General features: G+C 67.6%; 12 protein-coding genes and 1 pseudogene. 6 read left to right on the forward strand and 7 right to left on the reverse strand.

The genetic code is table 11. The features are described from left to right. Positions 1-402 (reverse strand): annotated as a pseudogene (locus AXK61_RS14060) (IS21 family transposase); the annotation flags it as partial. On the opposite strand from AXK61_RS14060, the gene AXK61_RS14065 reads away from it, so the two are divergent. The 4 genes from AXK61_RS14065 (at position 395) to drmC (ending at position 8240) form a co-directional block, all read left to right on the forward strand. Then, positions 395-1693 carry a recombinase family protein gene (locus AXK61_RS14065; RefSeq protein ID WP_197466808.1) on the forward strand — a complete coding sequence of 433 codons (1299 nt, stop codon included), beginning with the start codon at positions 395-397 and terminating at the stop codon, positions 1691-1693. The pseudogene AXK61_RS14060 and the gene AXK61_RS14065 overlap by 8 nt on opposite strands. 100 nt (positions 1694-1793) lie before the next feature. After that, positions 1794-5504, forward strand: coding sequence for a DISARM system helicase DrmA (gene drmA, locus AXK61_RS14070; RefSeq protein ID WP_068745929.1), 3711 nt, complete (start codon positions 1794-1796; stop codon positions 5502-5504). After that, the gene (gene drmB / locus AXK61_RS14075; RefSeq protein ID WP_068745932.1) at positions 5504-7546 is read left to right on the forward strand and encodes a DUF1998 domain-containing protein; all 2043 of its coding nucleotides are present in this window, start codon (positions 5504-5506) and stop codon (positions 7544-7546) included. Before drmA ends, drmB begins: the two co-directional genes overlap by 1 nt. A 25-nt stretch (positions 7547-7571) precedes the next feature. Further along, a complete protein-coding gene (gene drmC / locus AXK61_RS14080; protein WP_197466809.1) occupies positions 7572-8240 on the forward strand; it encodes a DISARM system phospholipase D-like protein DrmC in 669 nt (222 codons plus the stop codon). A gap of 44 nt (positions 8241-8284) precedes the next feature. Here the strand turns inward: drmC and AXK61_RS14085 are convergent, their stop codons facing one another. Together AXK61_RS14085 and AXK61_RS14090 are read right to left on the reverse strand one after the other, a co-directional pair. After that, positions 8285-9205 (reverse strand): TIGR04222 domain-containing membrane protein, encoded by a 921-nt coding sequence (locus AXK61_RS14085; RefSeq protein ID WP_068745936.1) that lies wholly within the window; start codon positions 9203-9205, stop codon positions 8285-8287. Positions 9206-9342: 137 nt separating this feature from the next. Next, positions 9343-9984 carry a peroxiredoxin-like family protein gene (locus AXK61_RS14090; protein ID WP_156485674.1) on the reverse strand — a complete coding sequence of 214 codons (642 nt, stop codon included), beginning with the start codon at positions 9982-9984 and terminating at the stop codon, positions 9343-9345. A 138-nt stretch (positions 9985-10122) separates the two neighbouring features. Here AXK61_RS14090 and AXK61_RS14095 point away from each other — a divergent pair, with 138 nt between their 5' ends. After that, complete coding sequence (locus AXK61_RS14095) at positions 10123-10479, forward strand: DUF732 domain-containing protein (protein WP_068573171.1); 357 nt, start codon at positions 10123-10125, stop codon at positions 10477-10479. 7 nt (positions 10480-10486) lie between these two features. On the opposite strand, the gene AXK61_RS14100 is transcribed toward AXK61_RS14095, so the two are convergent. Together AXK61_RS14100 and AXK61_RS25420 are read right to left on the reverse strand one after the other, a co-directional pair. Further along, positions 10487-11257 (reverse strand): hypothetical protein, encoded by a 771-nt coding sequence (locus AXK61_RS14100; protein ID WP_068573173.1) that lies wholly within the window; start codon positions 11255-11257, stop codon positions 10487-10489. A gap of 197 nt (positions 11258-11454) precedes the next feature. Next, positions 11455-11613: a DUF5302 domain-containing protein gene (locus tag AXK61_RS25420; RefSeq protein WP_175400061.1), complete on the reverse strand. Its 159-nt coding sequence runs from the start codon at positions 11611-11613 to the stop codon at positions 11455-11457. Between the two features lie 93 nt (positions 11614-11706). Between AXK61_RS25420 and AXK61_RS14105 the strand changes: the two genes are divergently transcribed. Next, positions 11707-12516 (forward strand): SDR family oxidoreductase, encoded by an 810-nt coding sequence (locus AXK61_RS14105; RefSeq protein WP_068573174.1) that lies wholly within the window; start codon positions 11707-11709, stop codon positions 12514-12516. Here AXK61_RS14105 and AXK61_RS14110 read toward each other — a convergent pair whose 3' ends face one another. Both AXK61_RS14110 and AXK61_RS14115 read right to left on the reverse strand, forming a co-directional pair. Further along, positions 12517-13632 carry an alcohol dehydrogenase catalytic domain-containing protein gene (locus AXK61_RS14110; RefSeq protein WP_068573176.1) on the reverse strand — a complete coding sequence of 372 codons (1116 nt, stop codon included), beginning with the start codon at positions 13630-13632 and terminating at the stop codon, positions 12517-12519. Then, positions 13632-14654 carry a ferredoxin--NADP reductase gene (locus AXK61_RS14115; protein WP_068573178.1) on the reverse strand — a complete coding sequence of 341 codons (1023 nt, stop codon included), beginning with the start codon at positions 14652-14654 and terminating at the stop codon, positions 13632-13634. The genes AXK61_RS14110 and AXK61_RS14115 overlap by 1 nt, the downstream gene beginning before the upstream one ends. Between the last annotated feature and the right edge of the window lie 49 nt (positions 14655-14703).

The raw sequence follows: 14703 nt of genomic DNA on the forward strand, positions 1-14703 counted from the left end.
AGGTCCGACCGGGATCCTCGCATCCGGGAACCACAGATCGCACTGCGCGATCTTCCCCGGTTCATACGAGATCCGATCGGCCGGATCCACGCCCTGAAACTCCGGCCGGATCTCCCGCAGCCGATCCTTGAGCGTGGTCAACGAATACGGCCAACCGATCCGCTGCGCGATCACCGTCGCCGGCATCGTCGGCCACTGCGACAGCAACACCCGGATCTGCGGCTCGAACGCATCGACCACCGAGCCGACCCGTGCCCTCTTATACTTCGGTGGCCGATCCGACGCTAACGCCGCCCGAACCGTGTTCCTCGCGATGCCCAGCTGCCGAGCGACCTCCGCCTTCGGCAGCCCTTCCGAATAGTGCAACCGGCGGATCTCCGCCCAGTCCTCCACAGTGATCACCCCTCAACAGGTAACCGGGCTGCTCAACTTTCGCCCGTCGATCACTGCTCAGTATTCAGCCGTCGTCGACAAGTCCGTTTCCATCGTCCGCCAGCTTCAGTCCTGTCGTCGGTACGCCGAGGCCCGAGGGTGGGACGTGGTAGGCGAGTTCGTCGACGACGGTGTCTCGGCCACGGCCAATCGCCCCGAAGACCGCAACGGCTGGGCAGCTCTCCTCGCCGCGACCGACTTCGACGCGGTCATCATCTGGAAGGTCGACCGGCTTGCTCGGCGAGTCCTCGATTTCCTCCACGCCGACGAAGCGCTCCAGAAGCGCGGAGCTGGCCTCGTTGCCGTCGAGGACCCCATCGACATGACCAGCCCGCAGGGCCGCGCCTTCGCAGTGATGCTCGCGGTCTTCGGCGAGATGGAGGCCGAGGCCATTCGTGCTCGTGTCCGGGCGGCTCGGGCGCAGCTCCTGAAGGACGGCCGCTGGGCTGGTGGCGGAATCCCGTACGGCTACCTGTCAGCCCGAAACCCCGGAGGTCCCGGCTGGGTGCTCGTCAAGGACCCAGACCGCGAACCTTGGCTCGTTGCGATCGTCGGCAAAGCGCTCGGAGGTGTGACCGTCAACGCCATCACCACCTGGTTGACGTCCGAAGGCGCTCCCCTGCCCGCGGGGTCAATCGCGCGACGCAAATCGGGCGGCATTGCCTGGAATCGTCAGACAGTTGACGGCATTCTTCGAAACCCGGTGCTTGCCGGCATGAGCCCGCACAACCCCGGCCGCCCCAAGAGTGCGAAGCGTGCCGATCCTTTCGCTGTGTTCCGCGATGAAGAGGGCGAGCCGGTTGTCAACGAAGCACTCGCAGTTATCACCGCCGAGGAGTTCACAGTCCTTCAGAAGTTGCTCGATGCGCGGAGCGCTCCGCAGGCCCGAAAGCGGAGTGAGCGGGAGGCGACGAGCCCCTTCCTGTCGCGTGTCGTCCGCTGCGATGACTGCGATGTGTTTCTCTGCCGAGGTACTAACCAGAAGCGGCCGGTGCTGTACTGCCCGTCGTGCCGCCAGACCATGAGCCGATCAGCCTTCGACCCCTACCTCATCGCTCGCCTCTTGGCCGACCGCGGGAGGGAGCCACTCGGTGGCTCGACAGTAGAGGCTCACTGGGCGGCCGCCGGCAGTAGCGACGAGGCGCGGCGCAAGATTCTCTTGACTCAGCTGGAGAGCCTCCGAGTCCGCCGAGGTGTGGTTGGTCGCTACTTCGACGAGGATCGCGTTCTGCTCCGCTGGCGGGCTAGGGATTCGGCGTGAGGGCACTACCTTGGGCGGAGATCGGAGACGGCGCGCGACTGTCGCAGGTTGTGCGGTTGTGCCCGCGCTCTGCCGCACCTCTACGGCATACTTGTGACCTGTGACAGAGGTAACCACTGACGTTGCTGGTCCGCAGGCGTCGTACGAGCTGAACTATGACCTGGATGGCTCGTCGTATGCGGTGCGCGAGAACCTTGTGGACATCCTCCAGCGTGAACTGCTCGGTCCTATCCACGGCCCCGAGGAGACCCTCCCGTTCAGCCCTCGCTCGCAGTACCTCGTCGGGCACATCGCGCCGGTCAAACTGATCGGCTCGGCGACGGCGACATCGGACGACACCGACGGTGGCGACCTCGTCGAGGTCCGCGCAGATGTTGACGGTGTGACCGAGGGGCGTGGCGTGCCGGCGTACGCCGCCGACGACACCGAGGCGGATAGCGAGGACGACGATGCCGAGGACCGAGCGCCGAAGCAGGGACTGATGATCCCCGCGTCGATGGGCGTGCGATTTCAGGTGCCTGCTGATCTGGAAGCGTTCCGGGTCGTCGCCTCGTGGGGCACCTACGAGACGATTGAGACCGACAAGGTCACCAAGACCGGTCGTCCTGTGCGCGAGTACCAGCGCACGCCCGTCGAAGAGACTCGTACCGTGCGTCTCGCTGATGTCACTCCCGGTCAGACCGCGACGGTCGGGTTGAAGGAGTCGATCGTCCTTCGAATCGACCGGTACGACGACCCCAAGTTCGATCGCATACTCGTGGAGATCGCGCTGTGCAACGACCGCGAAACCCCCATGCCGATCCCGCTGAGTATGTGGTTGTTCCAGACCAAGCTTCTTGTGGATGCGGGCGGCGGCGAAGTGTTCTTGCCGGTGCAGGACGTGATGGAACAGGACTGGCCTGAGCACGACGACGAGGTCAAGCGTCTCAACCTCCAGTACCGCAACCGGTTGGAGTTCGCGATCGGTCGCACCTGCTCGGCCGACTGGACGCTGAAGACCGGCTCGCGTCGCGCGACTGCTATTGAGACGACCTGGCTGCCAATTGGAGAGACCGCGCAGACCAAGGCGCGCTCGGTTGAAGACGCGACGTTGTCGATGGACGTGCTCTCGACCGTCACCGCAGACGGCTTGCGGTCGGGCCTTGCTCCGCTGGTTGATGGGTACGGTGCGTGGCTGGCCACACAGGAAGCCGAGGCAGCCACACTGCCTAGCCACCTCCAGGCCACTGCCGAGGTCGCACTGTGGGAGGCACGCGAGGCTCACACGCGACTCGTCGCTGGACTGCAGCACGTCGCCGCCGATGCCGAAGCGCTGCGCTGCTTCCAGTTCATGAACCGTGTCATGCGCGACCAGCGCATCGCCTCACAGGTGGCGGCGGCTCGCGCAGCTGATGCGATGCTTTCCATTCAAGCGGCGCGAGAGAGCGTTGCGGGCCGGGGCCCGTTGGCCGCGTCGTGGCGCCCGTTCCAGCTCGCCTTCATCTTGATGCAGCTCGGCGCGCTGACCGACCCAACCGCGTCTGTCCGCAGTTCGGAACACCAGTCGAAGGTCGAGCTGCTGTTCTTCCCGACCGGTGGTGGCAAGACCGAGGCGTACCTCGGGCTCGCTGCCTACACATTCGCGATTCGTCGCCGTCAGGGCGTCGTCGAGTCGGTCGATGGACCGCTTGACGGACGTGCCGGCATCGCGGTGCTCATGCGTTACACGCTCCGCCTACTGACCGCCCAGCAGTTCCAACGTGCGACTGCGCTTGTCTGCGCCGCTGAACTTGCCCGCCTGGATGACGAGAAGACCTGGGGCACAGAGCCGTTCCGCATCGGACTGTGGGTAGGAACCGACGTCAGCCCCAAGCGGTTCGAGGAAGCCGACGAGCAACTCAAGAAGGCCAACGAGGGCTTCGGTCATCGTCTGACCGTCCTTCAGATCCAGCGCTGCCCGTGGTGCGGGACGCCGATCACCGGAGCCCAGGTCAAGGCAGACGCGAACTACCGCCGAGTCTTCGTCCACTGCGGCGACGAGCTGGCACGTTGCCCATTCTCGAAGGGCGGAGAAGTCAGGGAGGGCCTGCCCGTCCTGACCGTGGATGAGGAGATCTACCGTCTCACCCCGGCTTTCGTTATCGCCACGGTCGACAAATTCGCGCGCCTCGCTCGTGAAGGCGAAGCAGCTGCGCTCTTCGGGTTCGTCAGCAAGCGCTGCGGGCGGCACGGCTACGTTCACGCTGACTATGCGCCATGTCAGGTCGGTTCGCACCCTGCCAAGGGCGGGATGCCTGGCGCGACTGTTGCACCCGTCGGCCGCCTCCGACCACCGGACCTCATCATCCAAGATGAGCTGCACCTCATCACCGGTGCACTCGGCACCTCGGTCGGACTGTTTGAGGTGGCCGTCGAGATGTTGTCGTCGTGGGACACCCTTGACGGTGCGCCGGTGAAGCCGCTTATTGTCGCCTCGACAGCAACCGTGCGCAATGCGCAGGAGCAGGTGCGCGGACTCTACGGCCGGCAGGTCGAAATATTCCCGCCGCAGGTCCTCGACGTCGCTGACACGTTCTTTTCCGAAGAAGTCCCCTTGGACGGCTCGACCCCAGGTCGGCGCTACATCGGTGTCAGCGCCCAGGGCGTGCGACTGTCGAGTGCCGAGATCCGCGTCTCGGAAGTTCTGCTCTCGGCCGGGCAGTTGTTGCTCGACAAAGCTGGGGTCGCTGCCGATCCGTACATGACGCTGGTCGGTTACTTCAACGCCACCCGTGAGCTCGCCGGTATGGCTCGGTATGTCGCCGACGACGTGCAAAGTCGCGTCAAGCGCCCGCGCAAGGACTCCGGCTTCCCGAGCCGGCGTGGCGCAAGTTTCGGTCTGTTGAAGACCGGTGAGCTGACATCCCGTATCGCGTCGTCCGAGATTGGTGCGACTCTCGACCGCCTCGGCTTGGAGTTCGACCCCGGATATGACACCACGGACGCTGCTCGCCAGCGCATCGCCGACGACAAGGCAGGCGAGAAGACTGCTCGTCGCACCGAGGCCGACTCGCCGTTTGACGTCGTACTGGCGACGTCAATGTTGCAGGTCGGCGTGGACGTCCAGCGCCTCGGTCTGATGCTGGTCGTCGGCCAGCCCAAGAACACCGCTGAGTACATCCAGGCATCGTCTCGCGTTGGCCGCGACCCTTCGGCACGTCCTGGGTTGGTCGTGTCCCTTGGCAACTGGGCCCGGCCGCGCGACCTTGCGCACTTCGAACAATTCCGGCACTACCACGAGACTTTCTACGCTCAGGTCGAAGCCCTGTCGGTCACGCCTTACTCACCGACCTCGCTGGAGCGCGGGATCGATGGGCTGCTCGTGAGCGCTGCCCGTGTCCTTCAAGCGGCCGTCCCTGACGGACTCTCCCCCGAGCGCGAGGCGTGGCGGATCAGAGAGCAGCGCATTGCGGTTGAGGTCATCGCTGGGAAGCTCAAGAAGCGGATCGCCGCCGCCGCTCTCGATGAATCCGCGACCAAGAGAGCCAACGACCTGCTCGTCAATCGGATTGACCGTTGGGCCGAACGTGCCAAGCGCGCCGCCGACATGCACAAGACACTCGTCTACGAGCGCACGGGCGAGGGCGGGAAGTACTTGCCGCTCATCGTCAGCCCCGAGAACGCGAGGGAGTCCGTCGGCAGCTCGGTGGAGGCGCCGTTCGTGATCGCCAACTCCATGCGCGAGGTCCAGCCCGAGATCAATCTGTTGGTCAGCCCGGTGCCCGACCGGCTGTTCGCGAGGAAACCCGATGGTGTCGATGACTGGGTTTTGCCGGTCTGGGATGAGGACTGATGACCGACTTGCTGCCTGAGTTCGGCGAGGACATGCTGCACGACGAGCACGAGATGCTCGACCCGTTGGGGGACGCTGAGGAAGGTGCCGTAAAGAACCGAGCCAAGGTCGGCTCGGCCCGTCCTTCGTCGCTGCTTTACACCTACGGTCCTGGCGCGATCATGGACCTGCCAAACTTCTCGGTCATGCCTGCAGGCCTTGATGACTGGGAGACGATCTGGAAGCGACGTGACCACGTGCCCTCGATCGTCGAACCACGACTGCTGAAAGTTGTGCGCGTACTGCGTGGAAATCAGATCGACGCGCTGCGTCCGTTCCCGTGGCAACCGAAGCGGATGGGCATGTCGAGTGAGGGCTCCGATCTCGGCATCCCGGGACGGGTGTTCCCGCAATGGTTCCGCTGCACAGCGTGCGACTACCTCGGTCCGCTGCCGCGCTTCGACTACACCAACACGCACCCCTTTCGCCCCGACCTCGCGCAGTTCGCCCACAAGAACTGCCCCGGCAGAGGAGGCAACGTGAAAAGGAAGTCAGGTAGCCCCGCCGTGCCTGCCCAGCACCTGCTGACATGTACCAATGGCCACCTCGACGAGTTCCCGTACTCGCTGTGGGTCCATCGAGGCAAGAAGTGCCCCAAGGCTGAACTGCCTGACCTGAAGATGAAGGACGCCAATGTCGGCAAGAGTGTCGGCTCGGTCATCGTTTGCGCCTCGTGTGGTCAGACTCGAGGCATGGCCGAGGCTCAGGGGTCCATTGGCCGCGACAAGCTCCCCCAGAAATGCCGTGGTCGCCACCCGCACCTCAATGCCTTCGACAGCGGCTGCGACGCCCGCCCCGCACTCATCATGATGGGGGCCTCGAACCTTTGGTTTGCCTCCACCCAGTCGATCATCGTCATGCCTCGCACCGACGCCGAGGAGAAGGAAGCCCTCGGCGATCAACTGCGTGTCGCTATCGGGGTCGAGCGGGTCGCGAAATACGCCGACGATCTGGAGACCCTCCGTGATGTCGCGGACGGCAAGCTGGACTTGTCGGAGGTGGACGATGCGACTCTCGCAGGTGCGGTGGCAGACGCACTCGCACCTGCAGATTCCGAGGAGGAGCGCCAAGAGAAGCTCGCAGCTTGGGACCCGGTCGACCTGCTCGTGCCCGAGTGGCGCTATCTCCAGAAGCCGTCACTGTTCCCGCAGCAGCAGAACTCCAGCGGTCTCATGGTCACCGAGATGCCACGCAATCCTGATCTACATGAACGGATCAGTCGTGTCGTCGCGGTCAACAAGATGAAGAAGATCAACGCGGTTCTCGGCTTCACTCGCCTCGACGAGATGGACCGCGTCAACGACCTTGTTGGCCGTCTGGTGAAGCTCACCCGCAACGGCAAACCGACCTGGGTTCCTGCCACCGAGGACCGGGGCGAAGGTATCTTCCTCCAGCTCGATCTCGACACGGTCGCGACGTGGGAGCAGTCGATCCTCTCGACCTCACTGTGGGACGCACACCGCTCCGCCCATCGCCGCAACTTCGAGCGTCGCTTCTCTGAGACCGCGAAGAACGTTGACCCTGACCTGCGTCTGCCCGCGCCTCGCTATTGGCTATTGCACACGTTCGCGCACTCGCTCATCCGCGAGATGGCGATGTCTAGTGGCTATGGCGCGGCCAGCCTGACCGAACGAATCTACGGCTGGGCGAGTACGCCGCAGCGCGAGGCCGCCGCCGGACTGCTGATCTGCACGACCGCATCCGACAGCGAAGGCACGTTGGGCGGTCTCGTGGCCCTCTCCGATCCGTCGAAGATGCACGACCTTGTGGTTAGGGCACTACGCAGGGCTGCCCGGTGTTCATCCGACCCTGTGTGCGCTACACGGACCCCGAGCGACCCGGAGGACTTCCTACACGGCGCTGCTTGCCACTGCTGTTCCTTTGCTTCGGAGACCTCCTGCGAGAAGGCCAATCGCTTCCTCGACCGGCGGTTCCTGCTCAACCTCCCGACGGCGACGGATGAGACCGTGCCCGGGTTCTTCGGGAGCACTGATGCCTTCTGACGCCTTCGCATCACTCGGGGAGTTCTTGACCGCCAGTGAGGCCGAAACCCTCGCCGTCCAGTTCGCCTCCGGCCAGCACACCATCAAGGCACTGGCTGTCGTCAACGCCGTACGTCGCGGCGACGCTAAGCAATTGCTCGCCGATGCAGGACTTAGCCACGATGATGGTGAGCGCGCGGCGGCGTTGCTGCATGCCATCGCCGGGGCGAAGTCTCTTACTCGCGACCTCACGCCCGTCTGGACGATGCCGGGCAACGAAGCGAAGACCGGCCACCTGACGGGTGAGTTTCACCGCCTTGTTCAGGCAGCGCGTCAGTCCGTCGTGTGCGCGACGTACAACTTCGAGCGAAGCTCCCAGATGTGGAGGGTGCTGCAGGAGGCGTCCGAGCAGCCAGGTGTCGTCGTCACCGTCTACGTCGATGGAGACAAGGCCGATGCAGTCAAGGTTAAGAACCAACTGCCGAAGGCTACGGTCTACCAGTCAGCCGAGCTGCCGAATGGCAAGCGGGTCGTCAGTCATGCCAAGTTCATCATCATCGATCACGAGGTGCTCCTGCTGACGAGCGCCAACTTTTCCTTCAGTGCAGAGAATCGCAATGTCGAGTTCGGTGTCCTTATTCGCGATTCTGCGCTAGCCGCATCGGTCGAGACGACAATGCTCAGCAAGCACGGCACACTATATGAACTTGTGTGACTTCGATATTGAATGACGAGGGCTCAAACCCTGACGGTGCGCCGTCACCCGCCGCAGCCACCCCCGCCGCAGCTGCTGCTGGACGACGAGGACGAGCCGCAGCTGCTGCCCGACGAGCAGCTGCTGAAGGACGAGCCCGACGAGCAGCTGGACCCCGATCCCGTGCCGCCGCCGATCGTGAACGCGGGGGTCATGGCGGCCGCCTGCGCGGCTGCGGGCGCGGCGGCGAGGACCGGGTCGAACAGCATCAGCGAGGCGACGCCGAACAGGGCCGCGCCGTACGCCGCCGCCTGGGGGCCGTACGTGCGCATCGAGGGCTGCAGCCGCGGATGCAGGTAGGCGTTGCGCTGCCGGGCCGCCTCGAGCTCACGGCGGCCGGCGGCGGTGCGCCGACGCGTGCGGAACGCGAAGTACAGGAACAGCCCGCCCATCGCGAGCATCGCGAGGACCAGGAATCCGACCGGCCTGCCGTGCGCCATCCCGGCGCCGAGGCGGGCGAATCCGAGGACGATCACCGGCAGGAGCAGCAGCGCGGACCCCGCGGTGCGGGGGTGCCGGCGCAGCAGGCCGTCGCGCACGAGAGCGGAGCGCAGTTGCCGCAGCGGCGTCTGAAGGTCCCTCACCAGGGACGTCGACCCGCTCGCGATGCGCTCTCCGACCGACCGGACGAACCAGTCCAGGGTGGCGCGATCCTCCCGAGTGATGGACCGGACGGGTGTGCCGTCCTGGTCGATCACCCTGGCGACGCGCAACTGGGCGATCGCCGCGAGGACCGCGTTCCCGTCGGAGACGAGCATCCCGACCTCGACCGGGCTGAGCACGGCCATCCGGCGACCGCGATCGCCGGTAGCGCCCCGCGTGATGAGCGCGGCACCCACGGAGAAGAAGCACAGGACGAGGTAGAGGAAGAGGAAGTCCCCGCTCGCGATGCCCCAGGTCTCGCCCGCGGCCAGGTAGTGCGTCATCGTGATCCACCCCTCTCGTCGATGCCCTCAGACTGGCGGTGAATCGGCGATCGCGCTACTGCGGGAAGGGGTTCGAGGCCGATCCGTGACCGATCCCACGGTCGGCTCTCAGGTGGTGGCGGGGCGACGCGGGCGGGTCAGAGCGCGTCCACGACCTCCAGGATCGCCGACGGCTCGGTGCGGGTCGTGTAATCGGGGTGCACGTCGATCCAGCGGATGGTGCCTCCGGCGTCGACGACGAGCACCGTCGGATAGGGGAGGCGGGTGGTGCCGTCGGCGTTGGCCGCGGTCACGTCGAGACCGAGTTCCAGCTGGGCCGCGCGGGCGTCGTCGGAAGGTGCGGTGACGATGCCGAGTGCATCGGCGATCGCCAGGCCCGGGTCGGACAGCACCGCGAAGGTGAGCTCGTTCTTCTCGGCGGCCGACAGCGAACCGTCGGGCTTCTGCGGACTGATCGCGACGAGCTCGACGCCCCGTGCGGCGAGGGCCGGCGCGAGTTCGGCCTGGTAGGTGTGCAGGGTGAGGTTGCAGTAGGGGCACCACGCGCCGCGGTAGAAGACGATCACGGCCGGCCTGCCCCCGAGCACCGCGCGCAGCGTGGTGGGGGTGCCGTACGGGTCGAGGACGGCACCGTCGGGCAGTGGGGTGCCGGGGCTCGCGACGCCGGTGGGCGCGGTCCCGGACAGGGAGCGCTGTTCGGCGGCGAAGATCTCGGCGGGCCCGCCCGCGGCGGCGGCCCGCGACTTCTGGGCGGTCAGTGCATCGTCCAAGGTGCTCATGCCTCCACGGTAGGCAGCCCGAAGGTACCCCGCCCGCCCCGCGGCCGGGACGTCAGCGAATCGTCACGCGGACGACGTCGATCGGCGATAATCGTCGGCACGTGGGGCGCTGCCCCACCCGATGGAGGTGAGCGGACGATGTCGAAGCTGATGAGGGCGATGGCGGCGGGGATCGCGGCGCTGGGGGCCGCGACGCTGGTCCAGGCCCCGGCCCACGCGGACGGACGGCTCGATCAGGGCCGGTTCCTGGTGGTCACGAGCAACATGCACGACTTCGTCAAGCCCTTCGGGAACCGCACCACCGACGCGCAGATGCTCCGGTTCGGGTACCAGGCCTGTGCGGCCCTGGACCGCAACCCCGCGAGCACCGTCGCGGCGACGCAGTCGCTGTACCGCCAGGCGGGCAACCCCGAGTGGGAGCGCCAGCAGGTGGTGTTCTACGCCGCGCAGTACCTGTGCAACCGGAACTGGGACCGGTACAAGACCTACCCGTGACGGTGGATCAGCGGGCCAGGTAGCGGGCGAAGGTCCACGCGTACACCGCGGACTCGACATCGTGATAGGCCGCGGAGAGCGTGGCCTCGACGAGCGCGCGCTCGAGCAGGCGGTCGCGGAGCGCGGCACCGTCGGGCGGCCCGCTGCCGGCCGTGAGCACGCGCGGCGACGTGCGGGTCAGGCTGAGAGCGTCGGCGAGGGCGTCCTGGTCGAGGAGGAGCTGGGCGAGCACCTCCTCGGGCACCTGGTGCCCGCCGGACAGGTACCGCCGGGCCTCGGTGCGCGCCTCGTCGACGCCGATCGCGTGCGCCGGGTCGACGGTGACCCGCTCCAGGTCGCGCAGGAGCGCGCGGGTCTGCCGGGCTGCCGCCTCGGGGTTCATCGCCCGGATCTGTTCGACACGGGCGGGGGAGGCGACGACCTCGAACCGGGTGGCGCGCCGCGGCAGGACCGGCCCTGGGTGGCGCTGCCCGACGAGCTTCCAGGGCCCGTTCGGGATGTGATGCGCCCGGCTGGGGTGCGTGGTGGCGACCGCGCGGATCGTGTAGCCGCCCTCTTCGGCGAACTCGATCAGTTGGCGCACGGGATCGTCGACGGTGGCCCACGCCGCCGCGGTGGGGACGTTCCAGAGGACGCGCACGTCGGCCGGCACGACGGTGCCGCGCGGCAGCCATCCGGCGTCCGTGGTGGTGGCCGCGAGGAGTGGCTCGGAGCCGCGGGTGAGGTAGGCGACGGCCCAGTTCAGCCCCGACTCGGGGAGGTGCGGGCCACTGCGCAACGAGCCGAGGATCGATGCGACGACGGCGCGGACCTGTTGGATCTCAGGGGTTTCCGACGCGGGAACGCCGTGTGCCTGCGGGCGGCCGACGGGGATGGGGACGAGCAGCGGAAGGTCGATGAACGCCTCCTCGCGCGACCCGGATGTGCAATGGCAATCCTATCCGATGTCCCGACGGCCGCCGCGGGCACTCGTCGCTATCCGCTCTTGCGGCGGAACTGCTGCTGGTGGCTTTCGGAGCCGTGGGGCGCCTGGCCCTTCGCCGAGCCGTCCAGATGGGCGGAGCCCTTGCGGTTGGCGGCGTTCTTCTTCTCCAGCGCTTCCTTGAACTTGTCGGCGACACCGTCGGCGGTCATGCTGTCTCCTCTCGTCGGGTGACCACCACCCTAATCCGGACGAATCGACGGGGCATCCGGATTACCGGGCCGGCGCGGCGCTACCGTGGGTACATGGGTACGTACGTTGTCACCGGTTCGGCATCCGGAATAGGTGCCGCCACCGCGGATCGCCTGCACGCTGCGGGGCACGGGGTGATCGGCGTCGACCGGGCGGGCGCGGACGTCGAGGCGGACCTCGGGTCGCCGGGCGGACGGTTCGAGGCGGTCGCCCGGATCGGGGAGCTGGTCGGGAGCGGCGCGGTCGACGGTTTCGCCGCCTTCGCCGGGATCGGTCCCGCGGGCGGTCGCCCCGGGTCGTCGCTCGTCGCGGTGAACTACTTCGGCGCCGTCGACCTGCTGGTCGGGCTGCGTCCGCTGCTGGCCCGCTCCGCAGCGGCGTCCGCCGTCCTGGTCAGCTCGAACTCGACCACCACCCAGCCCGGTTGGCCGATGGAGCTGGCGGAGACGTGCCTGCGAGGCGACGAGCACGACGCCTGCGACCTGGCCGACTCGTACGGCGAGTACGGTTCGGTGCTCGCCTATCCCGCGACCAAGGCGGCGCTCGCCTACTTCGTGCGCACGCACGCCGCCGAGTACATCGCCGACGGGATCCGACTCAACGCCATCGCCCCCGGCATGATCGACACCCCCATGACCCGCGACGTCGACCCCGACATCGCCGCCGCGATGAAGGCCTTCCTCGAACTGGTCCCCGCCCGTCGCGCGGGGCGGCCGGAGGAGATCGCCGCGCTCACCGACTTCCTCCTCGGGCCGGACTCGCGCTACGTCGTCGGCTCGGTCATCTTCGCCGACGGTGGCCTCGACGCCCAGCAGCGTCCGCTGGACTGGCCCCGGCCGGCGTCACCGCCGGACCAGGGCTAGTCAGAACCGGATCACCTGGCGGACGGCGGCACCGTCGGCCAGGGAGTCCATGCCCTCGTTGATCTGTTCCAGGGTGATGACGCCGCTGATCAGCTTCTCCACCGGGAGCTTCCCGGCGCGCCACAGCTCGACGTACCGCGGGATGTCGCGCTGTGGCACGGCGGATCCGAGGTAGCTGCCGACGATCGTGCGGGCCTCGGCGGTGAGCACGAGGGGGCTGATCTCGGACCGCGCAGCGGGATTGGGCAGTCCGACGGTGACCGTCCGCCCGCCGACCGCGGTGGCCGCGACCGCGGATTCGAAGGCGCGAGGGTGTCCGGCGGCCTCGATGACGACCGGTGCTCGCACGCCCGCCTCCACCAATTCCGCAGGGGTGTAGGCGGCGTCGGCCCCGAGGGCGCGCACCGCGTCGAGCTTGGCGGGCTGCGCGTCGACGCCGATCACGCGGCCGACGGCACCGTCGGACTTGAGGGACAGGGCGGTGAGGACGGCGGCCATGCCGACCCCACCCAGGCCGATGACGATGACATCATCGCCGCCGGAGGGCATTCCGGCGTTGAGGACCGCGCCGCCGCCGGTGAGCACGGCACAGCCGAGGACCGCGGCGATCTCGGGCGGGACGTCGGCGTCCACGCGGGTCACGGAGCGTGCGTCGACCACGGCGTGCGTGGCGAAGCCGGAGACGCCCAGGTGATGGTGGACCTCGGCGCCGTCGCGGGAGAGCCGCCGGCCGCCGCCGAGCAGCTCGCCGGCGTTGTTCGCGACACTGCCGGGCGTGCACGGAAGCTGGCCGTCGGTACGGCAATTGCCGCACTCGCCGCAGCGGGGGAGGAAGGCCATCACGACGCGGTCGCCGACCGCGACTCCGGAAGTACCCTCGCCCAAGGCTTCCACGATGCCGGCGGCCTCGTGGCCCAGCAGCATGGGCACGGGCCGGACGCGGTTGCCGTCGACCACCGATAGATCGGAGTGGCACAGGCCCGCGGCTTCGATGCGCACGAGCAGCTCACCGTGGCCGGGCGGCGCGAGCTCCAGCTCGCCGACCGAGATCGGCGACGACTGTGCGTACGGACGCGCGCGCCCGATCTCCTCCAGCACGGCTCCGCGGATACGCATCAGTACTCGACCTCCAACTCCGGCGACGTGGGCTTCGCCTGGCACCCCAGAATGTAGCCGTCCTCGGCGTCATCGGGGTCCAGACCGTCGGTCACCGCCATCTCGACGGTGCCCTTCGTCAGCTTGCACAGGCAGGTCGCGCACTCGCCCGACTGACACGAGTAGGGCACGTCGTGGCCGTTGTTGATGAGTACGTCCACCAGCGATTCGCCCTCGGGCCACGGGACCGTGAAGGTCGCTCCCAGGTTGTACACGGTGACCTGCGGCGAGTCCGCCGTGACCGCCACCTCGTGGGGCACGATGTCGGCGAACGCGTCGCCGGTGAGCGAGGCGTAGATCTCCTGGTGCACCTGCTCGCGCGGGGTCCCGATGACCTTGCACGCCTCCTTGCACGCCGCCATGAACTCGTCGCGACCGCACAGGTAGGTGTTGCGCGAGTGGTACGGCGTGAGCAGCGCGGCCAGCATGTCCGCGTCGGGGATACCGCGCTCGGACTCCATCCACCAGACGACGGTCAGCCGTTCGTGCTCGGCCTCCAGGCGGGCGATCTCCGCGCGGAAGATCGTCGCCGCCGGATCGGCGTTGGCGTAGAGCAGCGTGATCGGCTGCGTCCCCGCCGTCAGCGCCGCGGACAGGATCGACATGATCGGCGTGATGCCGCTGCCCGCGGCGAGCAACAGCAGGGGAACGTCGAGGCTCTCCGGGACGAACACGCCCGACGGCGGCAGGACCTCCAGCTCGGAGCCGGTGGTCAGGTTGTCGCACAGCCAGTTCGAGGCGTATCCGTCGACGGTGCGCTTGACCGTGACGCCGGGCCTGCCGGCGTCGAACGGGGAGGTGTACAGGGAGTAGGACCGGGCCACGGACCCCGTCAGCTCCGACGGGACGCGGACCGTCACGAACTGCCCCGGCCGGTAGTCCCACTCGACGTCGAAGACGAAGGACTTCGCGAGCTCCGTCTCATCGATCACCTCGGCGACGGTGACGATCTGGCTGCGGGTCGAATGGGGGGTGAGGCTCATGCGTCCAGGTTATCGGCCCGACGTGTGGCGGATTCTGCCCGCCCAGCGG

This window comes from Tsukamurella pseudospumae, from assembly GCF_001575205.1.
Lineage (GTDB): Bacteria > Actinomycetota > Actinomycetes > Mycobacteriales > Mycobacteriaceae > Tsukamurella > Tsukamurella pseudospumae.